General features: G+C 72.2%; 21 protein-coding genes. 9 read left to right on the top strand and 12 right to left on the bottom strand.

What is annotated here, in order from left to right:
* Window positions 1-459: 459 nt before the first annotated feature.
* The 3 genes from modA to ACIPFH_RS25680 are packed head-to-tail and all read left to right on the top strand — an operon-like array spanning window position 460 to window position 3,274.
* Window positions 460-1,290: a molybdate ABC transporter substrate-binding protein gene (modA, locus tag ACIPFH_RS25670; protein WP_401829796.1), complete on the top strand. Its 831-nt coding sequence runs from the start codon at window positions 460-462 to the stop codon at window positions 1,288-1,290.
* Window positions 1,287-2,144: a molybdate ABC transporter permease subunit gene (modB, locus tag ACIPFH_RS25675; RefSeq protein ID WP_401829797.1), complete on the top strand. Its 858-nt coding sequence runs from the start codon at window positions 1,287-1,289 to the stop codon at window positions 2,142-2,144. Before modA ends, modB begins: the two co-directional genes overlap by 4 nt.
* Window positions 2,141-3,274: an ABC transporter ATP-binding protein gene (locus ACIPFH_RS25680; protein ID WP_401829798.1), complete on the top strand. Its 1,134-nt coding sequence runs from the start codon at window positions 2,141-2,143 to the stop codon at window positions 3,272-3,274. The genes modB and ACIPFH_RS25680 overlap by 4 nt, the downstream gene beginning before the upstream one ends.
* Window positions 3,275-3,511: 237 nt before the next feature.
* On the opposite strand, the gene ACIPFH_RS25685 is transcribed toward ACIPFH_RS25680, so the two are convergent.
* Entirely contained in the window at window positions 3,512-3,940 is a 429-nt protein-coding gene (locus ACIPFH_RS25685; RefSeq protein ID WP_401829801.1) for a DUF6299 family protein, read from the bottom strand.
* A 229-nt stretch (window positions 3,941-4,169) separates the two neighbouring features.
* On the opposite strand from ACIPFH_RS25685, the gene ACIPFH_RS25690 reads away from it, so the two are divergent.
* Complete coding sequence (locus ACIPFH_RS25690) at window positions 4,170-4,373, top strand: DUF5999 family protein (protein ID WP_356249195.1); 204 nt, start codon at window positions 4,170-4,172, stop codon at window positions 4,371-4,373.
* Window positions 4,374-4,422: 49 nt separating this feature from the next.
* Here the strand turns inward: ACIPFH_RS25690 and ACIPFH_RS25695 are convergent, their stop codons facing one another.
* Complete coding sequence (locus ACIPFH_RS25695) at window positions 4,423-4,824, bottom strand: RidA family protein (protein ID WP_401829803.1); 402 nt, start codon at window positions 4,822-4,824, stop codon at window positions 4,423-4,425.
* On the bottom strand, window positions 4,821-5,972 hold the full coding sequence (locus ACIPFH_RS25700; protein WP_401829805.1) for an acyl-CoA dehydrogenase family protein: 1,152 nt from the start codon (window positions 5,970-5,972) through the stop codon (window positions 4,821-4,823). Before ACIPFH_RS25700 ends, ACIPFH_RS25695 begins: the two co-directional genes overlap by 4 nt.
* Before the next feature lie 277 nt (window positions 5,973-6,249).
* On the opposite strand from ACIPFH_RS25700, the gene ACIPFH_RS25705 reads away from it, so the two are divergent.
* Both ACIPFH_RS25705 and ACIPFH_RS25710 read left to right on the top strand, forming a co-directional pair.
* Window positions 6,250-7,932, top strand: coding sequence for an AMP-binding protein (locus ACIPFH_RS25705; protein WP_401829808.1), 1,683 nt, complete (start codon window positions 6,250-6,252; stop codon window positions 7,930-7,932).
* A 15-nt stretch (window positions 7,933-7,947) separates the two neighbouring features.
* Complete coding sequence (locus tag ACIPFH_RS25710) at window positions 7,948-8,775, top strand: PaaX family transcriptional regulator C-terminal domain-containing protein (RefSeq protein WP_401829810.1); 828 nt, start codon at window positions 7,948-7,950, stop codon at window positions 8,773-8,775.
* Window position 8,776: 1 nt separating this feature from the next.
* On the opposite strand, the gene ACIPFH_RS25715 is transcribed toward ACIPFH_RS25710, so the two are convergent.
* A complete protein-coding gene (locus ACIPFH_RS25715; RefSeq protein ID WP_401830228.1) occupies window positions 8,777-11,104 on the bottom strand; it encodes a bifunctional salicylyl-CoA 5-hydroxylase/oxidoreductase in 2,328 nt (775 codons plus the stop codon).
* Between the two features lie 80 nt (window positions 11,105-11,184).
* A complete protein-coding gene (locus tag ACIPFH_RS25720; RefSeq protein ID WP_401829813.1) occupies window positions 11,185-12,012 on the bottom strand; it encodes an enoyl-CoA hydratase family protein in 828 nt (275 codons plus the stop codon).
* 313 nt (window positions 12,013-12,325) lie between these two features.
* Between ACIPFH_RS25720 and ACIPFH_RS25725 the strand changes: the two genes are divergently transcribed.
* Window positions 12,326-12,787 carry an ATP-binding protein gene (locus ACIPFH_RS25725; RefSeq protein ID WP_356249225.1) on the top strand — a complete coding sequence of 154 codons (462 nt, stop codon included), beginning with the start codon at window positions 12,326-12,328 and terminating at the stop codon, window positions 12,785-12,787.
* A gap of 203 nt (window positions 12,788-12,990) precedes the next feature.
* On the opposite strand, the gene argF is transcribed toward ACIPFH_RS25725, so the two are convergent.
* On the bottom strand, window positions 12,991-14,004 hold the full coding sequence (gene argF / locus ACIPFH_RS25730) for an ornithine carbamoyltransferase (RefSeq protein ID WP_401829814.1): 1,014 nt from the start codon (window positions 14,002-14,004) through the stop codon (window positions 12,991-12,993).
* 110 nt (window positions 14,005-14,114) lie between these two features.
* Complete coding sequence (locus tag ACIPFH_RS25735; protein WP_356249181.1) at window positions 14,115-15,338, bottom strand: arginine deiminase; 1,224 nt, start codon at window positions 15,336-15,338, stop codon at window positions 14,115-14,117.
* A gap of 173 nt (window positions 15,339-15,511) precedes the next feature.
* Here ACIPFH_RS25735 and ACIPFH_RS25740 point away from each other — a divergent pair, with 173 nt between their 5' ends.
* Window positions 15,512-16,681 (top strand): SPFH domain-containing protein, encoded by a 1,170-nt coding sequence (locus ACIPFH_RS25740; RefSeq protein WP_401829817.1) that lies wholly within the window; start codon window positions 15,512-15,514, stop codon window positions 16,679-16,681.
* Entirely contained in the window at window positions 16,678-17,589 is a 912-nt protein-coding gene (locus ACIPFH_RS25745) for a hypothetical protein (protein ID WP_401829819.1), read from the top strand. Before ACIPFH_RS25740 ends, ACIPFH_RS25745 begins: the two co-directional genes overlap by 4 nt.
* Window positions 17,590-17,756: 167 nt before the next feature.
* On the opposite strand, the gene ACIPFH_RS25750 is transcribed toward ACIPFH_RS25745, so the two are convergent.
* The 5 genes from ACIPFH_RS25750 to ACIPFH_RS25770 form a co-directional block, all read right to left on the bottom strand.
* Window positions 17,757-20,339: a polynucleotide kinase-phosphatase gene (locus ACIPFH_RS25750; protein WP_401829821.1), complete on the bottom strand. Its 2,583-nt coding sequence runs from the start codon at window positions 20,337-20,339 to the stop codon at window positions 17,757-17,759.
* Complete coding sequence (locus ACIPFH_RS25755; protein WP_401829824.1) at window positions 20,336-21,799, bottom strand: 3' terminal RNA ribose 2'-O-methyltransferase Hen1; 1,464 nt, start codon at window positions 21,797-21,799, stop codon at window positions 20,336-20,338. The genes ACIPFH_RS25750 and ACIPFH_RS25755 overlap by 4 nt, the downstream gene beginning before the upstream one ends.
* A gap of 604 nt (window positions 21,800-22,403) precedes the next feature.
* A complete protein-coding gene (locus ACIPFH_RS25760; protein ID WP_401829825.1) occupies window positions 22,404-23,354 on the bottom strand; it encodes a DUF4232 domain-containing protein in 951 nt (316 codons plus the stop codon).
* 220 nt (window positions 23,355-23,574) lie between these two features.
* Window positions 23,575-24,498: an LLM class F420-dependent oxidoreductase gene (locus ACIPFH_RS25765; protein WP_401829828.1), complete on the bottom strand. Its 924-nt coding sequence runs from the start codon at window positions 24,496-24,498 to the stop codon at window positions 23,575-23,577.
* 181 nt (window positions 24,499-24,679) lie between these two features.
* A complete protein-coding gene (locus tag ACIPFH_RS25770) occupies window positions 24,680-25,159 on the bottom strand; it encodes a DUF6099 family protein (protein WP_401829829.1) in 480 nt (159 codons plus the stop codon).
* Window positions 25,160-25,287 lie beyond the last annotated feature (128 nt).

Consider the following 25,287-nt stretch of genomic DNA (forward strand, 5'->3'; position numbering starts at 1 on the left):
CTCCCCACCCCCCTCCCCATCGGCATCCCCATCCCCATCGCCACCGCCATCGGTCGCGTGGTCGCGGTCAGATCGCCGGCAAGGACGAGTCCCGCCGTCGGACGGGCCGCCGGACCGGGGGACGGGAGAGGCTGACTCACGGGCGACCACCCCCTGCACGACCGTCCCCGGACCCGTCTTCCGTGCAAACGCACATGCCACCCACTTCGATCACAGCTCCGGCTCATGCGAAGTGACAGGAGACTTTCCCCTCGCATCTGCGGCAGTATCATCAGCGCATGCGCAGCTACCGGATCGGGGACGGCTGCCGCCCTGCCCGGTGTCGGCGCCGACACCGGGCGGCGGGTGATCCACGGCGGGACCCACCGCCGTGCGGGCATGCGCCAGGACCGCAGGTGAGAGCGACCGTCAGGACCGCAGGTGATTGTGTCCGTCAGGACCAGAGGGAGTGGACCCGTGATGACCCGTACCGCGCGCCGGACCGGCCGACCGATACAGGTGGCCGCCCTGGGGGCCGCCGCGCTGCTGGCCCTGAGCGCCTGCTCGTCGTCCGACTCGGACTCCTCGTCCACGAAGTCGGACTCCCCCGCGTCCGCCTCCGTCCCGGAGAAGGTGTCCGGCACGGTGACCGTCTTCGCCGCGGCCTCGCTGAAGGAGAGCTTCACGACGCTGGGCAAGGAGTTCGAGAAGGCGCACCCGGGCACGAAGGTCACCTTCAGCTTCGGCGGCAGCGACTCCCTCGCCGCGAGCATCACCGGCGGCGCCCCGGCGGACGTGTTCGCGTCCGCCAGCCCGAAGACGATGGCGATCGTGACAGACGCGGGGGACGCCTCCGGCACGCCCGCCACCTTCGTCCGCAACCAGCTCGAGATCGCCACCCTGCCGGGCAACCCCGACAGGATCGCCTCCCTCAAGGACCTCACCAGGTCGAGCCTGAAGGTCGTGCTCTGCGACAGGACGGTGCCGTGCGGCGCCGCCGCGCAGAAGGCCCTCGACGCCGGCAAGCTCAAGCTCACTCCCGTCTCCTACGAGCAGGACGTCAAGGCCGCCCTGACGAAGGTCGAGCTGAAGGAGGCCGACGCGGCCGTCGTCTACAAGACCGATGTGCACGCCGCGGGTGACAAGGTGGAGGGCGTGGAGTTCCCCGAGTCCGCCGACGCCGTCAACGACTACCCGATCGTCCAGCTCAAGGACACGAAGAACGCCGGCGCCGCGAGTGCGTTCATCGCGCTGGTGCGGTCCACCGAGGGCCAGAAGGTCCTGACCGAGGCCGGGTTCCTCAAGCCGTGACCCCGTTCGACGAGTCCGGCGCCGCGACCGACACCCTCCGGGGTGGGCCGCGGCGGCGGCGCGTCCGGGCCCAGGTGCGCGGAGTGCCGTTGCCCCTGCTGGTGCCCGCGCTGATCGGCCTGGCGTTCCTGGTCGTGCCGCTGATCGCCCTGCTCGTACGGGCCCCGTGGCGCAGCCTGCCCGAGCTGCTGACCAGTGCCGAGGTCTGGCAGGCGCTGCGGCTGTCCCTGGTCTGCGCCACCGCCGCCACCGCGGTGAGCCTGGTCGTCGGCGTGCCGCTGGCCTGGCTGCTGGCCCGCGTCGAGTTCCGCGGACGCGGCCTCGTCCGGGCACTCGTCACGCTGCCGCTCGTGCTGCCGCCGGTGGTCGGCGGTGTCGCGCTGCTGATGGCGCTCGGCCGCAACGGCATCGTCGGGAAGTGGCTCGACTCCTGGTTCGGCGTCACGCTCCCGTTCACCACCACCGGGGTCGTGATCGCCGAGGCGTTCGTCGCCATGCCGTTCCTCGTCATCAGCGTCGAGGGCACCCTGCGCGCCGCCGACCCGCGCTACGAGGAGGCGGCCGCCACCCTCGGCGCCTCCCGCTTCACCGCGTTCCGCCGGGTCACGCTGCCGTTGATCGCGCCGGGCATCGCGGCCGGCGCGGTCCTGGCGTGGGCCCGGGCGCTCGGCGAGTTCGGCGCGACCATCACCTTCGCCGGCAACTTCCCGGGCCGTACCCAGACCATGCCGTTGGCCGTGTACCTGGCCCTGCAGAGCGACCCGGAGGCCGCCATCGCCCTCAGCCTGGTCCTGCTGGGCGTCTCCGTCGCGGTGCTGGCGGGTCTGCGCGACCGTTGGATGACAGCCGGATGACCCAGCCCCACGAGGCCGCCTCCGCCGCCGCCGACGGCCCTGTCGCTTCCGCCGCCGCCGACGGCCGTGCAGGCACTTCCTCCGCCGCCGAGGCCGGACTCGACGCCCATCTCGTCGTCGAGCGCGGCGCGTTCCGGCTCGATGTGGCGATGACGGTCGCGCCCGGTGAGGTCGTCGCCCTGCTCGGCCCCAACGGCGCCGGAAAGACCACCGCCCTGCGCGCCCTCGCCGGTCTGACGCCGCTCACCGGCGGCCGTCTGCGGCTGGACGGCGAAGCCCTGGAACGCACGCCGCCGGAGTCCCGCCCGGTCGGAGTCGTCTTCCAGGACTATCTGCTCTTCCCGCACCTGACCGCCCTGGACAACGTGGCCTTCGGGCCGCGCTGCCAGGGCGCGACCAGGGCGCAGGCGCGGGCGCGGGCCGCCGAGTGGCTGGACCGCCTGGGTCTCGCGGAGCACGCCGGCGCCAAGCCGCGCAAGCTGTCCGGCGGCCAGGCCCAACGGGTCGCCCTGGCCCGTGCGCTGGCCACCCGCCCGCGTCTGCTGCTCCTCGACGAGCCGCTGGCCGCGCTGGACGCCCGCACCCGCCTGGAGGTCCGCTCTCAGCTCCGCCGCCATCTGGCCGAGTTCGAGGCCGTCGCCGTTCTGGTCACCCATGACCCTCTGGACGCCATGGTGCTCGCCGACCGGCTGGTCGTCGTCGAGCACGGCCGGGTCGTCCAGGAAGGCGCCCCGTCCGACATCGCCCGCCATCCCCGTACGGACTACATCGCGCAGCTGGTCGGCCTGAACCTCTACCGGGGCGAGGCCGACGGTCACACCGTCCGCCTCGACGCCGGCCCGCGCCTGACGACCACGGAGATCGTGTCCGGCCCGGTCTTCGTGGCGTTCCCGCCGAGCGCGGTCACCCTCTACCGCGACCGCCCCCACGGCTCCAGCGCCCGCAACCTCTGGCACTGCCGGGTCGCCGGCCTGGAGACCCACGGCGACCAGATCCGTGCCGACCTCACCGGAGAGCTTCCGCTCGCCGCGGACCTGACGACGGTCGCCGCCGCCGAACTCGATCTGCACCCGGGCGCGGAGGTCTGGGCGACGGTGAAGGCGACGCAGACCCACGCCTACCCCGTCTGAGAGCGGGGTGGGTGGGGTGGCTGCGCCTTCACTCGGTCCCTCATTCACTCGGTCGCTCGGTCACCGATTCGCTCGGTCGCTCGGTCGCTCGGTCGCTGATGGGCCTTGTGGTTCTCGGGCCGTCGGTACCGCCCGGCGGCGGGCCGCCGTCGGGGCCCGCCGCTCAGGAAGCGGTGTCCTGCCGGGCGCCCGCCGATCGCGGCGAGCGCCCGGACCCGTCGGGCCAGGACCGGCCGCTCAGCCTGCGGTCAGGGTGATGTCCTGCTCCTGCGCGGCGTGGAAGCGCGGCAGGGGCAGACCGCCCTGGGGGCGGAGTTCCATCAGCGTGGCCTCGACGTGTGCCGCGCCGGGGGCGAGGCCGCTCGGGGTGGCCTTGCCGGTGTTCTCCCAGGCGTGTTCGGCACCGTCGCACACGGCACGGGTGCCGCCGATGCCGTACCGGACCTTGCCGGAGTCCTGGCCGATGGAGGAGCTGACGAAGACGGGGCCCGAGCTGCCGACGCAGCGGTAGGTGCCCGAGAGGGTGATGGTGCCGTCCGCGGCGATACGGCCGGCCGGGGCGACGGTGACGGACTCCGACGGGTCGGCGGTGGCCGTGACCGCCGGAGCTGCGAGCAGGAGCAGAACGGCACCGGCGGCCGCGGTGAGGGCTGGACGCAACGACATGGAAGAACCTCCTGTTGTGGGGGCCTCCACCTGTACCGGGCGGACCCGTCCGCGGCGGTGATCGTCACTCCTTCGGTGGCGAGTCCGCACCGGTCGTCGGCGAACGGTCCTGGGGTTGTCCTGGTGCTGTCACGCTTTCGGGCAGCCTCTGGAGATGCCCGCGGGCCGGGCGCATGGTCTACCCATGGGGCCGACCGGACGGCCGACCCCACCGACGTGGAGGTGCTCCATGTGTACTCACCAGCTCCCCAGCGCTTCTGCCGACGCCCACCCGGTACACCTCGCGCACATCGTCGCCGCCCACCCCGAGCAGGGCTGGAATCTGCTGTGCGACGGCACGATCGTCTTCGACGACTCCGGCGAGCTGCTGCCCGACGGCCGGGTCGTGGACCCGCACCGGGTGACCACCGGACAGCTGACCGTCGCCGCCTGATTCGCCGCCCGACCGAACCCGGTGACCGAGGGCACCTGGCCGGTGTCGGTCACCGGTCCAGCACCGCGAATCCGTCCAGTTCGACGAGTGCCTGCTCGTCCCAGAGTCGTACGATGCCGACGACGGCCATCGCCGGATAGTCGCGGCCTGCCAACTCCCGCCAGATCACGCCCAGTTCACCGGCGTGCTCACGATACGCGGCGACATCCGTGACGTAGACGGTGACGCGCGCCAGGTCCGAGGCCGTACCGCCCGCCGCCGTCAGCGCGGCCAGCAGATTCGTCAGCGCACGGGTGAACTGCTCCGGCAACGACTCCCCCACGACCTTCCCGTCGACGTCCAGTGCGGTCTGACCCGCCAGGAAGACGATCCGCTCGCCCGCGGCGACGACGGCGTGAGAGAAACCGACGGGCGCGGAGAGGCCGGGCGGGTTGACGCGCTCGGTGCTCACCTGGTCTCCAGTTCTGCGAGTTCCGCGTACAACTCCCGTGCGATGATGCCGCGTTGGACCTCACTGGCGCCTTCGTAGATCCGCGGCGCGCGCACCTCCCGGTAGAGGTGCTCGAGCAGGTGGCCGCGGTGCAGTGCCCGTGCGCCGTGGAGTTGGACGGCGGTGTCGACGACGTACTGCGCGGTCTCTGTGGCGAACAGCTTGGCCATCGCCGCACGCTTGGGGACATCAGGCGCGTCGCTGTCGTACGCCGTCGCCGCCGCATGGACCATCAGACGCGCGGCCTCCGTGCGCAGGGCCATCTCGGCGACCTGGTGGGCGATCGCCTGCAGATCACTCAACTTGCCCCCGAACGCGTCCCGTCGGGCGGTGTGGGCGAGGGTCGCGTCGAGGGCGGCCTGTGCCATGCCGACGGCGAAGGCGCCGACGCTGGGGCGGAACAGGTTGAGGGTGCCCATGGCGACCCGGAAGCCGCGGTCGGGCTCGCCGAGCACGTCGTCCATCGTGACCGGGACCGCGTCGAAGCGGAGGGCGCCGATGGGGTGCGGGGAGAGCATGTCGAGGGCGGAGCCGGTGAGGCCGGGGCGGCCGGCGGGAACGAGGAACGCGGTGACGCCACGGGCGCCGGCTCCCGGCGTGGTGCGGGCGAAGACGGTGTAGAAGTCGGCTTCGGGAGCGTTGGAGATCCAGCGCTTCTCCCCGGTCAGCCGCCAGCCGTTCGGTCCCGGTCGTCCCGGCCCGTCCGGCTCGGCGGCCAGGGAAAGGGCCGCCGCGTCCGAGCCCGCGCCGGGCTCGCTCAGGGCGAACGCGGCGGCCGCGGTGCCTTCGACGACGCGGGGCAGCCAGCGCTGCCGCTGGGCGGGGGTGCCGTGGGCGTGGACCGGATGCGCGCCCAGCCCTTGCAGCGCGAGCGCGGTCTCCGCCTCGGTGCAGGCGTACGCGAGGGACTCACGCATCAGACAGAGGTCGACGGCGCCGGAGGTGAACAGCCGCGACAGCAGGCCGAGCCGGCCGAGTTCGGCGACGAGCGGACGGTTGACGCGGCCCGGTTCGCCCTTCTCGGCGAGGGGACGCAGCCGCTCGGCGGCCAGGACGCGCAGCTCGGCGCACCAGGCGGTCTGTGCCGGTTCGAGCGAGAATGCGGGCATCGCCTGTCCCCTCTGCCGTACCTGTCGTACCCGGTGCCTCTCGTGCCTGGCGCCTTTCGTACTCGCCTGTCATGTCTGGCGCCTGTCGTACCTGGCGCCTCTCGTACTCGGCGCCTGTCGTGCCTGGCGCCCGCCGTGTCCGGCGCCTGCGCTACGACGATATCGCGTACCGTTGACTGTCGTCACCAACGCGCTACGCTCCTTGTGCGACCCCAGGACGACGCCCGCCCGGGCAGCCCAGCCGGACAGTCCATCCAGGCAAGGGGGGCGAACGCCCATGAACGTCTCGGCCCACGTCGACACCTTCGCGCGCGACCACCTTCCGCCGCCCGGCGACCGGCCCGACCTCCGCTTCGATCTGCCCGGACTGAACTACCCCGACCGGGTGAACTGCGCCGCCGAGCTGCTCGACCGCGCCGCCCCGGAGCGGCCCGTGTTCCACACCGGCTCCGGCCCGTCCTGGACGTACGGGGAGCTGCGCGCCCGCGTCGACCGGATCGCGCATCTGCTGAGCGGCGATCTCGGAGTCGTCCCCGGCAACCGCGTGCTGCTGCGCGGCCCCACCACGCCCTGGCTCGCGGCCTGCTGGCTGGCGGTGCTGAAGGCGGGCGCGATCGCGGTCACCGTCCTGGCCCAGCAGCGGCCGAACGAGCTGCGCACCATGTGCGAGATCGCCCGGGTGGGTCACGCGCTGTGCGACATCAGGGCCGTCGACGACCTGGCCAAGGCGGAGATACCCGGGCTCCGGATCACGACGTACGGCGGTGACGGCCCCGACGACCTGCTGAACCGGTCGGCGCCGGCGGAGCCGTACGAAGCCGTCAGAACCGCTTCCGACGACGTGGCGCTGATCGCGTTCACCTCCGGCACCACCGGGCGCCCGAAGGGCTGTCTGCACTTCCACCGGGACGTGCTGGCGATCGCCGACACGTTCTCGCGGCATGTGCTGCAACCGGTTGCGGACGACGTCTTCGCCGGGAGTCCCCCGCTCGGCTTCACCTTCGGCCTCGGCGGGCTGGTCGTCTTCCCGATGCGGGCCGGCGCCAGCGCGCTGCTCCTCGAACAGGCGGGCCCCCGGCAGCTGTTGCCCGCGATCGCCGAACACCGGGTGACCGTGCTGTTCACAGCGCCCACCGCCTACCGCGCGATGCTCGACGACCTGAACGGCGCGCACGACGTCTCCTCGCTGCGCCGCTGCGTCTCCGCGGGTGAGAACCTGCCCGCCGCCACCTGGCACGACTGGCACGAGCGGACCGGGCTCCGGCTGATCAACGGCATCGGCGCCACCGAACTGCTGCACATCTTCATCTCGGCCGCCGACGAACACATCCGGCCCGGCAGGACCGGCGTCCCCGTCCCCGGCTGGCAGGCGCGCGTGCAGGACCCGGGCGGCAGACCGGTGCCCGACGGCGAGCCCGGACTGCTCGCCGTACGCGGCCCGGTCGGCTGCCGCTACCTCGCCGACCCCCGTCAGCGGCAGTACGTGCGCGACGGCTGGAACGTCACCGGCGACACCTACGTCCGTGAGGCCGACGGCTACTTCCGGTACGTCGCCCGCGCCGACGACATGATCATCTCGGCCGGGTACAACATCGCGGGCCCCGAGGTCGAGGAGGCGCTGCTGCGTCACCCGGAGGTGGTGGAAGCGGCGGTCGTGGGACGGACCGACGAGCAGCGGGGGCAGGTGGTCGTCGCGTTCGCCGTCCTGCGGGAGGGCGCCCGGCCCGACGCGGAGGCCCTGCGCGCCTTCCTCAAGGAGGAGTTGGCGCCGTACAAGTGTCCGCGCGAGTTCGTCTTCCTGGACGCGCTGCCGCGCACGGCGACCGGGAAACTGCAGCGATTCAGACTGCGCGCGGAAGGCCGCACCCGAAGCCACACCGGAGGGCACGCCGAAAGGCCCACCCCGAACCCCGCAGGAAGCCATCACATCGGTGATGACACCGATGGTGACCAGCAGTGATGCCGAAGACCTAAGATGATCAACGTGTCCGATCAGCCCGCACCCCGGTCTCTCATCGTCACGCTCTACGGCGCGTACGGCCGCTTCGCGCCGGGCCCGGTGCCCGTCGCCGAGCTGATCCGGCTGCTCGCCGCGGTCGGTGTCGACGCGCCCTCCGTGCGCTCCTCGGTGTCCCGGCTGAAGCGGCGCGGGCTGCTGCTGCCGGCCCGTACGGCGCAGGGCGCGGCCGGGTACGAGCTGTCCGGCGAGGCAAGGCAGTTGCTCGACGACGGCGACCGGCGCATCTATGCCACGACGCCGCCCGCGGACGAGGGCTGGGTGCTGGCGGTGTTCTCCGTGCCCGAGTCGGAGCGTCAGAGGCGGCACGTGCTGCGGTCGCGGCTCGCGGGCCTGGGATTCGGGACCGCCGCACCCGGCGTGTGGATCGCGCCGGCACGACTGCACGACGAGACCCGGCACACCCTCCAGCGGCTGCGTCTCGACCCGTACGTCGACCTCTTCCGCGGCGAGCACCTCGGCTTCTCGCCGACCGTCGAGTCCGTCGCCCGCTGGTGGGACCTGGCGGCCATCGCCAAGGAACACGAGACGTTCCTCGACGCCCACGCGCGCGTGCTGCACGCCTGGCGGCAGCGTACGGAGACCCCGCCGGAGGAGGCGTACCGCGACTACCTCCTCGCCCTGGACTCCTGGCGCCACCTGCCCTACACCGACCCCGGCCTGCCCGCCCGTCTGCTGCCGGAGGACTGGCCGGGTACCCGCTCGGCCGCCGTGTTCCAGGGGCTGCACGAGCGCCTGCGGGACGCGGGCGCGGAGTTCGCCGGGGTGACCCCGGACGCACCGTGAGTCACCCGGTCGAACCCCAGGGCCGCCGACCGGCCCTCCCCGACCCGGGCAGGTCCGTGCGGCCGGTGCGCGGGGGACGGCTGCCTGCCCGGTAGGGGGCGGGCCAGTCGGCGCCCGGTCCGGTGTAGCCCTGCTCCGCGGCCGCGTGCAGGGTCCAGTTCGGGTCGTAGAGGTGGGGCCTGGCCAGGGCGCAGAGGTCGGTACGACCGGCCAGGATCAGCGAGTTGACGTCGTCCCAGGAGGAGATGGCGCCGACCGCGATCACGGGCACCTTCGCCTCGTGCCGGATCCGGTCCGCGAACGGCGTCTGGTACGAGCGTCCGAACTCGGGGCGTTCCTCGGCCACCACCTGTCCGGTCGACACGTCGATCGCGTCGGCGCCGTGCGCCGCGAAGGCACGGGCGATCTCGACGGCGTCGTCGGCCGAAGTGCCGCCCCGGGCCCAGTCGGTGGCGGAGATGCGGACGGTCATGGGTCGTTCCTCCGGCCATACCGCACGGACCGCGTCGAAGACCTCCAGCGGGAACCGCAGCCGCTCGGCGAGCGAGCCTCCGTAGGCGTCCGTGCGGCGGTTGGTCAGCGGGGAGAGGAAGCCGGACAGTAGGTACCCGTGAGCGCAGTGCAGCTCGAGGAGGTCGAAGCCGGACCGGGCGGCCCGGGCGGCGGCGGCGGCGAACTCCTGGCGCAAATCGGTGAGTTGGGCTCGGGTTAGCTCCCGGGGCAGCTGGCTGTCCGGCCCGTACGGCAGCGGGGAAGCCGCCACGAGCGGCCAGTTGCCGTCGGGCAGCGGTTCGTCCATGCCCTCCCACATCGGTTTCGTCGATCCCTTGCGCCCGGAGTGGCCGAGTTGCACGCCGATCGCGGTGCCCGGCGCCCGGTCGTGCACGAAGTCGGTGATGCGCCGCCAGGCTTCGGCCTGCCGGCCGGTGTAGAGGCCGGCGCAGCCGGGCGTGATGCGCCCCTGGGCCGACACGCACACCATCTCGGTCATCACCAGTCCGGCTCCGCCGAGCGCGCGGGCGCCGAGGTGGACGAGGTGGAAGTCGCCGGGGAGGCCGTCGGTGGCGGAGTACATGTCCATGGGCGAGACGACGACCCGGTTGCGCAGGGTCAGGCCGCGCAGCCGGAACGGGGTGAACATCGGGGGCGTCCCGGGCGGACAGCCGGCCTCCCGCTCCACGGCCTCGGTGAAGCGGGGATCGCGCAGCCGCAGGTTCTCGTGGGTGACCCGGCGGCTGCGGGTGAGCAGGTTGAAGGCGAACCTGCGGGGTGGCTGGTCGAGGTAGAGGCAGACGTTCTCGAACCACTCCAGGCTGGCGCGGGCGGCCCGCTGGGTGGAGGCGACGACGGGTCTGCGCTCCTCCTCGTAGGCGGTCAACGCGCCGCTTGTATCGGGGTGTTCGTGCAGACAGGACGCCAGCGCCAGGGCGTCCTCGACGGCGAGCTTGGTGCCCGAGCCGATGGAGAAGTGGGCCGTGTGCGCGGCGTCGCCCAGCAGGACGACGTTGCCGTGCGACCAGCGTTCGTTGACGACGGTACGGAACGTGGTCCAGGTGGAGTTGTTGGACTTGAGGGAGCGTCCGCCGAGGGCGTCCGCGAAGATCTTGGCGCAGCGCTCGACCGACTCCTGCTCGTCGAGTTCGTCGAGACCCGCTGCCCGCCACACCTCCTCGCGCATCTCGACGATCACGGTCGAGGCGTCGGCAGCGTAGGGGTAGCCGTGCAGTTGCATCACGCCGTGCGGGGTCTCGGCGATCTCGAAACGGAACGCGTCGAAGGCGAAGTCCGCGGCGAGCCAGATGTATCGGCAGTGGTGGCCGGCCATATGGGGGCGGAACACGTGCGCGTACGTCTCGCGGGTGGTGCTGTGCACACCGTCGGCGGCAATGACGAGGTCGTAGTCCTCCGCCAGCCGTGCGGGACCGGGCGCCTCGGTGCGAAAGCGCAGGTCGACGCCGAGGGAGCGGCAGCGGTCGTGAAGGATCTCCAGGAGTCCGCGTCGGCCGAGGGCGGCGAATCCGTGCCCGGTGGAGGTGTGCCGGGCGCCGCGGTGCACGATGTCGATGTCGTCCCAGCGGACGAAGCCCTGCTGGAGGGCCGCGTAGACCTGCGGGTCGGCGTGTTCGATGCCGCCGAGGGTCTCGTCGGAGAGGACGACTCCGAACCCGAAGGTGTCGTCGGGCGCGTTGCGTTCCCAGAGGGTGATCTCGCGGGCGGGGTCGAGGCGCTTGAGCAGGGCCGCCGCGTAGAGGCCGCCGGGGCCGCCGCCGATGATCGCGACTCGTAGGGGACGTCGGGCCGATTCGGGCGGCTGCGGGTGCACCGCCACCGGTCGCGCCTCGCCGCGGAGCCCCTTGTCGACACTGTCCCGCGCCCCCGGGGGCGATCCACGCACGTCGGCTGCCACGTCTACCGTCCCCTCCACTTCGGAGGGCGCTTCTCCTTGAACGCCGCGTGGAACTCCGCGTAGTCCTCGCCGTTCATCAGCAGGGCCTGGGTCGCGGCGTCCAGTTCCACCGCCGCCGCCAGGGGCATGTCCAGCTCGGCCGTCAGCAGGGCCTTCGTCTGGGCGTACGCCAGGGCCGGGCCGTCGGCCAGGCGGCGGGCGAGTGCCTGGGCGGCCTCGTCGGACCGGCCCTCGTCCGTCAGTTCGCTGATCAGGCCGATGCGCTCGGCCTCGGGGGCGCGGACCGGTTCGCCGAGCATGAGCAGCCGGGTGGCGTGGCCGAGGCCCACCACCCGGGGCAGCAGGTAGGCGGCGCCCATGTCGCCGCCGGAGAGGCCGACGCGGGTGAAGAGGAACACGAAGCGGGCGCTGGGGTCGGCGATCCGGAAGTCCGCGGCCAGGGCGAGGACGGCGCCGGCGCCCGCTGCCACGCCGTGCACGGCCGCGATCACGGGGAACGGGCACTCCCGTACGGCGCGCACGACCTGGCCGGTCATCCGGTTGAAGTCGAGGAGTCCGGCGGTGTCCATGCCGAGGGTGGCGCCGATGATCTCGTCGACGTCACCGCCCGAGCAGAAGCCGCGGCCCTCGCCGGCCAGGACCAGGACGCGGACCGACCGCTCCCGGGACAGCTCGGCGAGCAGGTCGCGCAGGTCGGCGTAGGCGCCGAAGGTGAGGGCGTTGAGTTTCTCGGGACGGGCCAGGGTGACGGTCGCGACGCCGTCGGTGAGCTCGACGCGCAGGTGGTGCCAGTCGGAGGTGCGGGCGGCGGAGCCGGTGAAGGGACTCATGAGGTCGGCCTCCTCGACAGTCGCTTCCGAAGTTATCACCTTCTTGTGACTGTCGTCATGAGTACGCGATAGAGCGGCCGGGGAGAATCGCTGTGTCACCGCACGACATGGTCTCGTCACACACGTCACCGGTCGTCAATAGCGCGGTAACAACGGGATCGGGAGCGCAAGCGGAACCGTTGATCCGGGTAAGCCACCGGACAGGGGCCGAAGGCCCCATGCGGCGCCCGCCGAGCACCTCTGCCGGAGGCCGCCGTACCATTCCTGAAGTTGAAAGCAGGACCGTCTGATGTCGATCACCGGAACCTGCGCCATGAACGGACTCGCCTTGCACGAACGCCCCTCCGAGCCGGCCGCCTCCTGGCGTATCGCGCTGCCGCACTCCGCCGCGGCCGTGCCGGTGGCCCGTGCGCTGGTCCGTACGGCGCTCGCCGAGCTGAAGCACGGGGCGGACAGCGACACCGCGGAGCTGCTCACCGCCGAGCTGGTGGCCAACGCCGTGGAGCACACCGCGGGGGACGCGCCGATAGAGCTGGTGGTGGAGCTTCAGCCGACCGGCTGCCGGGTCGAGGTGCACGATGCCGACCCGGTGCCGCCCGGCGATCTCACCCGCCCCTCCGGGGAGGAGCCCGACCCCTGGCAGGAGCACGGGCGCGGGCTGCTGCTGATCCGCGCCCTCAGCTCGTCCTGCGGGCACCGGCCCACCGAGCAGGGCAAAGCCGTGTGGTTCCGGCTGGCCGCCGTTCCGCAGCAGTGGCGTCCGCACCCGGCCTGACGACGGCCCGCTCGGCCTCGCCGGGCCCGGCGTCGCACGGCGTGACCCGCGTCGTCGGGCGTGACCCTCGCCGGGCCCCGCGTCGCCGGGCGTGACCCACGCCGGGCCCCGCGTCGCACGGCGTGACCCTCGTCGGCCGTGCGGCGATCACCGCGATGCCGACGGCGGTCGCGGGGCGGGGGCCTTCCTCGTCGTGGGGCCGCTCAGGCGAGCGTTGCCACGAGTACGGCCTTGATCGTGTGCAGGCGGTTCTCCGCCTCGTCGAAGACGACCGAGTGGGCCGACTCGAACACCTCGTCCGTCACCTCGAGGGAGTCCAGGCCGTGGCGCTCGTGGATCTCGCGGCCGACCTCGGTGCCGAGGTCGTGGAAGGCCGGCAGGCAGTGCAGGAACTTGACGTCCGGGTTGCCGGTGGCGCGCAGGACGTCCATGGTCACGGCGTACGGGCCGAGGGCGGCGATCCGCTCGTCCCAGACCTCCTTGGGCTCGCCCATGGAGACCCACACGTCGGTGGCGACGAAGTCGGCGCCGGCCACGCCCTCGGCGAGGTCCTCGGTGAGCAGGATCGCGGCTCCGGAACCCTCGGCGAGCTTGCGGGCCTGTGCGATCACCTCGTCACCGGGCCAGTACTCCTTGGGCGCGACGATACGGACGTCCATGCCGAGCAGAGCGCCGGTGACCAGGTAGGAGTTGCCCATGTTGAAGCGGGCGTCGCCGAGGTAGGCGAGGACGAACGCCTCGTCGGCGAGGTTCTTGCCGCAGTGCTCGGTCATCGTGAGCACGTCGGCGAGCATCTGGGTGGGGTGCCAGTCGTCGGTGAGACCGTTGTAGACGGGCACGCCCGCGTGGGCGGCGAGCTCCTCGACCTTGTGCTGGCTGTCCCCGCGGTACTCGATGCCGTCGTACATCCGCCCCAGCACCCGGGCGGTGTCCTTCACGGACTCCTTGTGGCCGATCTGGGAGCCGGAGGGGTCGAGGTACGTGGTCGAGGCGCCCTGGTCGGCGGCGGCGACCTCGAACGCGCAGCGGGTGCGCGTCGAGGTCTTCTCGAAGATCAGGGCGATGTTCCTGCCGCGCAGGTGCTGGACCTCGGTCCCGGCCTTCTTGGCGGCCTTGAGCTCGGCCGCCAGCTCGATCAGGCCGCGGAACTCCTCCTCGGTGAAGTCCAGCTCCTTGAGGAAGTGGCGGCCGGCGAGGGCGGTCGGGACTGTCGCCATGGGGGTCGCTCCAGAAGTGCGGTGAAGTAACGCAGTGCACAGGACTGCGGTGGCAGGGACCCTCGGAAGTCTATACGACCCGCAGCATTTTTATACAGACATCCGTACGCCTATACGGCACTCCGTTCGACCGGGCAGCTCATGCAGCGCGGTCCCCCCCTCCCCCGGCCCAGCTCGCTGCCCGGAATCTCGATCACTTCGATGCCCTGCTTGCGCAGATGGGTGTTGGTGGTGACGTTGCGCTCGTAGGCGACGACGACTCCCGGCTCCACGGCGAGGACGTTGCAGCCGTCGTCCCACTGCTCGCGTTCGGCCGCGTGGACGTCCTGGGTGGCGGTGAGCACCCGGATCTCGCTCAGACCGAGGGCCGCGGCGATCGCGCGGTGCATGTGCTCCGGCGGGTGGTCGGTGACCTTCAACTCCTTCTCGCCGACGCCCGGTTCGATGGTGTACGAGCGCAGCATGCCCAGGCCCGCGTACTGGGTGAAGATGTCGCGGTCGACCATGGTCATCACGGTGTCGAGGTGCATGAAGGCACGCCGCTTCGGCATGTCGAGGGCCACGATGGTCTCGGCCGAGCCCGCCGCGAACAGTTTGTGGGCGAGCATCTCGACGGCCTGCGGGGTGGTGCGCTCGCTCATGCCGATCAGCACGGCGCCGTTGCCGATGACGAGGACGTCACCGCCCTCGATGGTGGACGGATAGTCGGCCTGCCCCTCGGACCAGACGCGGAACGTCTCACCGCGGAACAGGGGGTGATGCCGGTAGATCGCCTCGAAATGGACCGTCTCGCGCTGCCGGGCAGGCCAGCGCATGGCGTTGATGGCGACGCCGTCGTAGATCCAGGCGGAGGTGTCACGGGTGAAGAGGTGGTTGGGGAGCGGGTCGAGGAGGAAGTCGTCGAGGTCCATGACATGGAAGCGCACGGAGGTCGGCTCGGGGTGCGCTTCCAGGAACTCGCGCTTGGTCATGCCACCGACGAGGGCCTCCACCAGTTGCGGGGCGGGAAGCGTCTCGAAGGCGGCGCGGAGGTGGTCGGTGGCGAGCACCCCGTACTCCTTCTCGTCGAAGACACGGTCCAGGACGAGCGCTCGGGCCGCCGGGATCTCCAGGGCCTCGGTGAGCAGATCGCCGAAGAGGTGCACGGCGACACCCCGGTCGCGCAGCACGTCGGCGAACCCGTCGTGCTCGGCGCGCGCCCGGCGCACCCACAGCACGTCGTCGAAGAGAAGAGCGTCCTTGTTGCTGGGCGTGAGCCTTTTGAGCTCGAGATCCGGCCGGTGCAGGATGACGCGGCGCAGCCGCCCGGCCTCGGAGTCGACATGGAATCCCATGCCTCCATCCTGACCATCGGGGACCACCTTCACCCCCTACCGGACCGTTTCCTAACCAGCTTGTTTCGCCCCTCACCCCCTCCCGGCGTTCTCGTCCTCTTGACGACAAGGGGAGCGAAGGCTATCGTTCACTTATCGTCGTACTGACGAGAAAGGACCGAGGGGGGTCTCTCATGGCCGACATCACCCGGCGCCTGGGCTGGCGCCATCTGCGCGGCGCTCCGACGGCGCATGTGCGCCACCACCGCTCCGGCAAGCTGGCGCACGACGGACCGGGGCTGAGCTTCTGGTTCCGCTCGCTGAGCGCCGCGCTCTCCGAAGTGCCGGTGGACGACCGCGAGTTGGCGATGACCTTCCACGCCCGCACCGTCGACTTCCAGGATGTGGCGGTGCAGGCGACGGTGACCTACCGGGTCAGCGACCCGGCCGTCGCGGCCGCCCGCCTCGACTTCTCCATCGACCCGGACACGGGCGTGTGGCGCAGTGCGCCCCTGGAACAGCTCGGCACACTGCTCACCGAGACGGCACAGCAGCACGCGCTGGACGTCCTCGCGCGTACGTCGCTGTCGTCGGCGCTGGTCGACGGTGTGACGTCGGTCCGGGAGCGGGTCGCGGCGGGGCTGGCGGCGGAGCCGCGGCTGCCGGCCACGGGCATCGAGATCGTGGCCGTGCGGGTCGTCGCCCTGCGCCCGGAGCCGGAGGTGGAGCGGGCGCTGCGCACCCCGGCGCGCGAGCTGATCCAGCAGGAGGCCGACCGGGCCACGTACGAACGGCGGGCGGTGGCCGTCGAGCGGGAACGGACGATCGCCGAGAACGAACTCGCCAGCAAGATCGAACTGGCCCGGCGCGAGGAGCAGTTGGTCGAGCAGCGCGGTACGAACGCCCGCCGGGAGGCCGAGGAGAACGCGGCGGCGGACAAGGTGCGGGCGGAGGCGGAGGCGACCCGGTCCGTGCGGCTCGCGGAGGCGGAGGCGGCACGCTCGGTGAAGCTGGCCGAGGCCGAGGCCGCGACGCAGGTGCGGCTGGCGGAGGCCGAGGCCCGGCGCACGGAGCGGCTGACCGGGGTGGAAGCGGCGCGCACGGTCCGGCTCGCGGAGGCCGAAGCCGCCCGCTCGGTCCAGCTCGCCCATGCCGAGGCGCAGGCCGCGCGCGAGCTCGGCGAGGCGCGGGCCCAGGCACAGGCGGCCTGGCTGCGGGTGCACGCGGACGTCGACGTGGCGACCCTGCACGCCCTCACCGGGTCGCGCCTCGCGGAGAACCTGCCGCGCATCGACAGCGTGACGGTCTCGCCCGACGTCCTCACCGGGCTCCTGTCGAGGCTCGGCGCCGGGGAACGGGAATGAGCCTCGCCCCGCGGGCCGTGCTGGTCCACCGCACGACGGAGTACGAGGAGTTGGTGGCCCGGCACGGCACCCACGGCCAGGCCGCCTTCTTCCTCTCCTCCCGGGGCCGGGACATCGAGGAGGTCGCCGAACGCCACCGGCGCACCAGGCACGCCCTGGCGGAGGTGACGGCGGCCATTCCGCTGACATGGCGTCAGACACGGGTCGAACGGAGGGACTTGGACCGCTTCCTCTTCGCTCCCGAGGACGTGGTGCTCGTCGTCGGCCAGGACGGACTCGTGGCGAACGTCGCCAAGTACCTGGCCGGTCAGCCGGTGATCGGCATCGACACCGACCCCGGCCGCAATCCGGGCGTCCTGGTCCGCCACCGTCCTGCGGACGCCCGGCTGCTGCTGCCCGCCGTACTCGCGGCCGGCACCGGCACGGCCGAGCTGACCATGGTGGAGGCGGTCGCCGACGACACGCAGCGGCTGCTGGCCCTCAACGAGATCTATCTGGGCGCCGCAGGACACCAGACCGCCCGCTACCGCCTGGGCCTCGACGACGACGGGGGTGCCGTCGAGGCCCAGGCCTCTTCCGGAGTGCTGGTGGGAACGGGCACGGGAGCGACCGGATGGATCCGCTCGGTGTGGCAGGAGCGGGGTGGCGGCGGTGACGTCGGCCCGCGGCTGCCGGGTCCGACGGAGGACCGGCTGGTGTGGTTCGTACGGGAGGCGTGGCCGTCTCCGGCGACCGGCACCTCCCTGGTCGCGGGCGAGCTGCCGGCCGGCGGCCGTCTGACCCTCACCGTCGAGTCGGAACGCCTCATCGCCTTCGGCGACGGGATCGAGAGCGACGCGGTGGAACTGACGTGGGGACAGCGGGTACGGGTCGGAAGAGCGGAGACGGCCCTGCGGCTCGTCGGATGAGCCACGCCCGCGAGGTGCCCACGGACCGCACGGCCACACGGTCCCGCCCGTCCGCGCCACCGCGTTTCACATGGTCCGGGACCGGCGGGGCACAGCGGTCGTCCGGGATCGGCGGGCACAGCCCGTCCGGGACCGGTCCGTGCCGACGGCACGGACCGGCTGCCGTCTCACAGCCGCGGGTCCACCGGCTCCGACTCCAGGGCCAGGACCCCGAACACCGCCTCGTGGACGCGCCACAGCGGCTCGCCCTCCGCCAGCCGGGCCAGGGCCTCCAGGCCGAGGGCGTACTCGCGGATCGCCAGCGACCGCTTGTGGTTGAGGAAGCGGCCGCGCAGACGGGTCAGGTTGTCGGGGCGGGTGTACTCCGGGCCGTAGATGATCCGGAGGTACTCGCGGCCCCGGCACTTGATGCCGGGCTGGACCAGCCGGCCCTGTGCGCTGCCGACCAGGGCGCCCAGCGGCTTGACGACCATGCCCTCGCCGCCTCGGCCCGTCATCTCCAGCCACCAGTCGACACCGGCCCGGACCGACTCGGCGTCGGCCGTGTCGACGTACAGACGCCGGGTCGTCTGGAGCAGACCTGTGTTGTCGTGTTCCACCAGCCGGTCGATGAGCGACAGCTGCTCGTCGTGCGGCAGGTCGGCGAGGCTGCGCCCCTGGACCGCGAGGATCTGGAACGGGGCCAGCCGTACGCCGTCCAGGCCGTCCGTCGTCCAGCAGTAACGGCGGTACGCCTGCGTGAACGCGGCCGCGTCCGACGCGCGTTCACGCTGGCGGGCGAGGAGGTCCCCGACGTCGACGCCCCTGGCCGCCGCGCGCTCCAGGGCGGACAGGGCGCCCGGGAACACCGCACCGGACGCGGCGCCCACGGCCGCGTACTGCGAACGGAGGAGACCCGAGGCCTTCAGCGACCAGGGCAGCAGCTCGGCGTCCAGCAGGATCCAGTCCACCGCGCCGGAGGCGCCGCCGGGTGCAGCCGCCTCCGTCCAGAGACCCGCCTCGTCCACCGCCGTCCGGATACGCCCGAGGATCTCCTCCGTGACGGTCTCGTCGTCGAAGAACGGGCGGCCCGTGCGGGTGTAGAGGGATCCGGTGGGGCCGTCCACCCCGAAGTGCCTGCGCGCCGCTTCCGCGTCCCGGCACACCAGGGCCACCGCCCTCGAGCCCATGTGCTTCTCCTCGCACACGACCCGCGCGACACCGTCCCGCGCGTACTGCGCGAACGCCTCCGCCGGGTGCTCCAGATAGCCCTCGACCTGCGAGGTGGCCGTCGGCGCCATCGTCGGCGGAAGGTACGGCAGCAGCCGCGGATCCACCGCGAACCGGCTGATGACCTCCAGGGCCGCGGCCGCGTTCTCCTCGCGGATGGTGACACGGTCGTGGCCCTCGTACCGGGTTTCGACGACGCGTCGGCCGTGCACGTCCGCCAGGTCCAGCGGACGGCCGTCGTGTCCGCCGGGCGCCTCGGAACGCAGCGGCTTCGTCGGCTCGTACCAGACCTGCTCCGCCGGTACGTCGACCAGTTCGCGTTCCGGCCAGCGCAGCGCGGTCAGCTTGCCGCCGAAGACGGCACCGGTGTCCAGGCAGATGGTGTTGTTGAGCCAGGTGGCCTGCGGGACGGGCGTGTGGCCGTAGACCACCGCCGCACGGCCCCGGTAGTCCTCCGCCCACGGGTAGCGCACCGGCAGGCCGAACTCGTCCGTCTCGCCGGTGGTGTCGCCGTACAGCGCGTGCGAGCGGACGCGGCCGGAGGTGCGGCCGTGGTACTTCTCCGGCAGGCCCGCGTGGCAGACCACGAGCCTGCCGCCGTCGAGGACGTAGTGGCTGACGAGGCCCGCGATGAATTCCCGTACCTGGGTGCGGAACTCCTCGCTCTCGCCCTCCATCTGCTCGATGGTCTCGGCCAGTCCGTGGGTGTGCTGGACGTTGCGACCCCGCAGATGACGGCCGAACTTGTTCTCGTGGTTGCCCGGCACACAGAGGGCGTTGCCCGACTCGACCATCGTCATCACGCGGCGCAGGACGCCCGGGCTGTCCGGGCCCCGGTCGACCAGGTCGCCGACGAACACGGCCTGCCTGCCCGCCGGGTGGACGCCGTCGGCATAGCCCAACTTGCCGAGCAGCGACTCCAGTTCGGAGGAGCAGCCGTGGATGTCGCCGATGATGTCGAAGGGGCCGGTGAGGTGGGTCAGGTCGTTGTAGCGCTTCTCGGTGACGACCGTGGCGTTCGCGACGTCCTCGACGCCCCGCAGGACATGCACCTTGCGGAAGCCCTCGCGCTCCAGGTGGCGCAGCGAGCGGCGGAGTTCGCGGGTGTGGCGCTGGATGACCCGACGGGGCATGTCGGCCCGGTCGGTGCGGGCCGCGTTGCGTTCGGCGCACACCTCCTCCGGCACGTCCAGCACGATGGCGATGGGCAGCACGTCGTACTGCTTGGCCAGGTCGATCAGCTGACGGCGGGCGTCCTGCTGCACGTTGGTGGCGTCGACCACGGTGCGGCGGCCGGCCGCGAGTCGCTTGCCCGCGATGTAGTGCAGGACGTCGAACGCGTCCCGCGTGGCGCTCTGGTCGTTCTCGTCGTCGGAGACCAGACCTCGGCAGAAGTCGGAGGAGATGACCTCGGTGGGCTTGAAGTTGCGGCGGGCGAAGGTGGACTTGCCGGACCCGGACGCACCGATCAGCACGACGAGGGAGAGGTCGGTGACGGGCAGTGCACGGCCCTGCTTCGTGGAAACCTGAGTGTCGGTCATGCTGCCTTCGCCTCCTTCTCGTTCACGCTGCTCATGGTGAAGACGGCCATCTGGGTGGGCGGGCCGACCTCCGGGTCGTCCAGGCCGACCGGGACGAACCCGACGGCGTAGCCGTGCCGTTCGGCGACGGTGGCCGCCCAGCCGCGGAACTCCTCACGGGTCCACTCGAAGCGGTGGTCGCCGTGCCGGACATGGCCTGCCGGGAGGCTCTCCCAGCGGACGTTGTACTCGACGTTCGGGGTGGTCACCAGGACCGTGCGCGGGCGGGCCGAGCCGAACACCGCGTACTCCAGGGCGGGCAGCCTCGGCAGGTCGAGGTGCTCGATCACCTCGCTGAGCACGGCGGCGTCATAGCCCTTGAGGCGGGCGTCGGTGTAGGCGAGCGAGCTCTGGAGGAGCTGGACGCGGGATGCCTGCCGCTCACCCATGCGGTCCAGCTTCAGGCGGCGGGAGGCGATGGTGAGCGCGCGCATCGACACGTCGACGCCGACGATCTCGGTGAATCGCGGGTCCTTCAGCAGCGCCTGCACCAACTGACCCTGTCCGCAGCCGAGGTCCAGCACCCGGGCGGCCCCGGCCTCCGTGAGCGCCGTGACGATCGCCTCGCGGCGCAGCTCGGCCAGCGGGGTCGGACGCTCCTCCGTCTCGGCCTCCGCCTCGACCGCGTTGTCGATCTCCTCCACCTCGCTGTCGTCGGCCTCGGCGAGCCGGACGAGCTCCAGCCGCTCCATCGCCTGCCGGGTCAGCGACCAGCGGCGGGACAGATAGCGGCTCGTGATCAGCTTCTGCTGGGGGTGGTCGGACAGCCAGCCCTCACCGGCGCGCAGCAGCTTGTCGACCTCGTCGGAGGAGACCCAGTAGTGCTTGGCGTCGTCGAGCACGGGCAGCAGGACATACAGGTGGCGCAGGGCCTCGGCGACGGTGAGCGTCTCCGACTCCAGCACCAGGCTCACGTACCGCGAGTCGCCCCACTCCGCGAACTCCGTGTCAAGGGGTACCGGTTCGGCACGTACCGTCCAGCCGAGCGGCTCGAAGAGACCGTGTACGAGGTCGGCGCCGCCACGGGCGGGCAGCGCGGGTACCTCGATACGCAACGGACGTGTCTGCGCGGGCAGTTCGGGCTTCGCCGCGCACACGCCGCGCATCGCGCTGGAGAACACGCCGCTCAGGGCGACCGCGAGCAGCGAGGAGGCCGCGTAGGGGCGGTCGTTGACGTACTGCGCGAGGGCCGCGTCCGGAGCACCGCCCCGGCCCTTGCCCCGCCGGACCAGCGCCACGGCGTCCACCTCCAGCAACAGCGCCGCCGTGCAGCGCTCGGCATCGGCCTCGGGATACAGGACGTGGGCCTTGCCGTAGGAGGTGGAGAACGCCTGCGCGTTGTCGGGATGCTTGTGCAGCAGGAAGCCCAGGTCGGTGGCAGGACGTTCGGGGGTGCCGGTGGTGCTGATCGTCAGGAACACGTGGGTGCCTCGGTGGGTTCGGAAAAGGGAGCGGAAGCACGTTGATCGTGCGCTTGCCCGCCCTCACAACGTACCGAGAACGCTCCGGCGCCACCCGCGATTTTCCCAGCCGACCGGCCCCCGTCGGCGCTGGTCAGACCACGAACCGGACACCGAACCGACCGGAGCGCAGGAGCACCGGGCCGAAGGCGGCGGCCGGGCGCCCAGCCGGGCGGGCGGCAGACGGATGGCGCGCCCGGCGGGGGCGGGGGCGGGGGCGGCAGACGATCGCCCAGTCGGTCGGGCAACGGACCCGGCCGACTGCTCGCCGGGCGGGCGGCGGACCGGGCGCCCGGCCGGGCGAGCGGCAGACGGACGGCGCCGGGCACCGGGCCGAGGGCTGCAGACGATTGCCCACTCGGCCGGGCAACGGACCAGGCCGACTGCTCACCGGGCGGGCGGCGGACCGGCTGCCCAGCCGGGCGAGCGGGCGGTCGGGCGGCGGACCGGGTGCCCGGGCGGGCGGCGCGTCGAGCGCCTGGCCCGGGGGCGGCAGACAGGTGGGCGCGGACCGGGTGGCTGGTCGAGCTCGGTCCTGGGTGGTGCGCCCGCGGTTCACCCAGGGCTACCGCGCCGCGCTGCGCCACGGGCTGACGCCCAGCTTTCCGGTGGTGCCGAGGTCCAGGTGGGGGGTCACCATCACCGGGTCGGCGCCGGACTTGGCGCGCACCCGGACGTAGGGGACGTCGACCGCGGTGCCGAAGCCGGTGGTGTTGCGCCACATCAGGCCGGCGTTGGCGCGCTCACCCGGCTTCAAGGTGACGGGCCGGGGCGCGTCGTCGAACCCGGTGACGGTGGCGATGCCGCCGCTGCCCTTCAGGACCGACACGCCGTCGATCGGCTCATGGTCCTCGTCCAGCAGGCTGACCTGCGGGTAGCCGTCCAGGGTGTAGTCCTGTTCGCCGCAGTTCTCCAGGACGAGTCCCACGACGCGCAGCCCCATCGCGGCGTCGCCGTCGTCGGCCGTGACACGGACCCCGGAGGGCGGGCAGACCCCGGCCTCGGCCGGCGCCTCGTCCGCCGGGACCTTGGTCACCTCACCGACCTTCACCGTCGTCACTCGCGACGCTCCCGGCACGAGTGCCTCCGGCCGCACGGTCCCGCGCACCGTCCGACCGGCGCCCACCGACCGCACGGTCACTCGCTGGTTGCTCACGACCTCGCCCGCGCTCGTCGTGAAGTCGAAACGGATGGTGTAGGTCAGCTCTTCGCCACCCTTGTTGGTGACCTCGTAGGCGGCCGAGACGCCGGAGCCGGCGGGCGACCCGGTGGGAAGGCGTTCGGCCTTGACGAGTCCGCCGCCGGGCGCGCTGGGGGTCGCGGAGGCGGAAGGATCAAAGGGAGCGGTCACCGAGGTGATCCGGACCCCGTCCACCGCGGGCTGGGTGACCTCGGTCCGGGGCGTCGAACCGCCCGCGCCGACGCCGCCGTTCTGCGTTCCGGCACGTTCCGATCCGCACGCCGAGAGGAGCAGGACGGCGGCGAGGGCCGGGAGGAGGGGGAAGGAGCTGCGCATCCGGCCACCTCATCAAGGTCCCGCCCGCCCGACCGTGACGGAGGCCATACCTCCGGTCACAGCCGTGTCACAGCTGATCGGCGGCGCGCCCGGGCGGCCGGACAAGGGGGACCACGATGTCCAAGCCGGGCCGGCCGGTCACGCCGACGAGCCTTCGGTGTTACCGAGGGCGGTGGCGCGGTCGGCGGCGGCGGCCTTCTCCACCTTCCCGCCCCCGTGGTCAGCCCAGCTGCGCCTGCACCTGGGCGGAGATCAGCTCCAGGTGGTCCAGGTCGTGCAGGTCGAGGACCTGGAGGTAGAACCGGCGGGAGCCGGTCTCGGCGTAACGGCCGATCTTGTCGACGACCTCGGCCGGGGAACCGGCGAGCCCGTTGGTCTTCAGCTCGTCCACCTCGCGGCCGATCGCGGCGGCGCGCCGGGCGAGTTCCTGATCGTCCTTGCCGACGCAGACGACGAGGGCGTTCGAGAAGGTGATGGCGTCGGCTGACCGGCCGATCTCCTCCGCGGCTGCCCGTACCCGGCCGAACTGGCGCTCACTGTCCTCGACCGTGCCGAACGGCATGTTGAACTCGTCGGCGAACCGGGCGGCCAGCCGCGGCGTGCGGGTCGCGCCGGTGCCGCCGATCAGCACCGGGATCTTCGCCTGCGCGGGCTTGGGCAGCGCGGGCGAGTTGGTGAGGTCGTAGTACGTGCCGTGGAAGTCGTAGGTCTTGCCGAGCTCCGTGGCCCACAGACCCGTGACGATCTCCAGCTGCTCCTCCAGGCGGCCGATCTTCTCCTTCGGGAAGGGGATGCCGTACGCCTTGTGCTCCTCCTCGAACCAGCCGGCGCCCAGGCCCAGTTCCACGCGTCCGCCCGACATCTGGTCCACCTGCGCGACCTGGATGGCGAGGACGCCGGGCAGCCGGAAGGTGCCGGCCGTCATGAGCGTGCCGAGGCGGATGCGCTTGGTCTCGCGGGCGAGCCCGGCGAGGGTGATCCAGGCGTCCGTGGGGCCCGGGAGACCGCTCGCCTCGCCCATCTTCATATAGTGGTCGGACCGGAAGAAGGCGTCGAAACCGAGGTCCTCGGTGGCCTTGGCCACGGTGAGGAGGGTGTCGTAGGTCGCCCCCTGCTGGGGCTCGGTGAAGATACGGAGATCCATGTCTCCATCCTGCACTCCGGCGTTCTCGACGACCCCACCGGTCCCCGCTCCCCCGGCCGTCCCCGGCCGGGTGAAAAACGCAAGCGCCGTGCGTGCGGGGCTGCCCGGCCCGGTGACCGGCCTCCGTAGTGATCGTCGGCCGGGGTCCTCTCGGCTCGCTCTCTGCTCTCTCCCGGCGTCCTCACCTTTCCGGCAGGGCGCCCTCCCTCTCCTCCCGTTCCTCCCTCGCCGCCAGCTTGCGCAGCATCTCCAGGACCCGGTCCCTGGACTCGTCCGCCGCGTCGATGGCCTCCATGCACTTCCAGTACGTGCCCTCGTCGTCCGCCGAGCTCGCCAGACCGACCAGGGCGATGCCGACCTCGCCGAGCAGGCCGCTCAGATCGAGCAGGGCCTGCCGGGCGTCGTCCAGTTCGGTGAGCCGGGCGGCGAGCAGGTCGCCTGGGTCGAGGTCCGGCGCGCCCAGCACTCCGCAGCCTCTGCCCGCCAGTTCGGTCAGACCCAGTGCCTCGCCGCGCAGTTCGGGCGGGCCCGAGACGGCGAGGCGACTGCCGATCGCCTGCGCCAGGGCCTGTGCCTGCCACACTTCCTCGAGTATCCCCGCTCCCTCGCCGCTGCCCGCGAGCGCGCGCCTGCTCGTCAGGATGAGCCGCACCGCGTCCATGCGCTGCCCCCGTCTGCCCCGACGTGCTGCCGCACGTCCGCCCGAACACCCGTCTCCACCAGTCCACTACCCAGAGTGAGGGTCTGTGGGGCGAAAAGCCAGAGGAAGACCGAAATCTGTGGACAACA

The organism is Streptomyces sp. NPDC088157, from assembly GCF_044741545.1.
Taxonomy (GTDB): Bacteria; Actinomycetota; Actinomycetes; order Streptomycetales; family Streptomycetaceae; genus Streptomyces.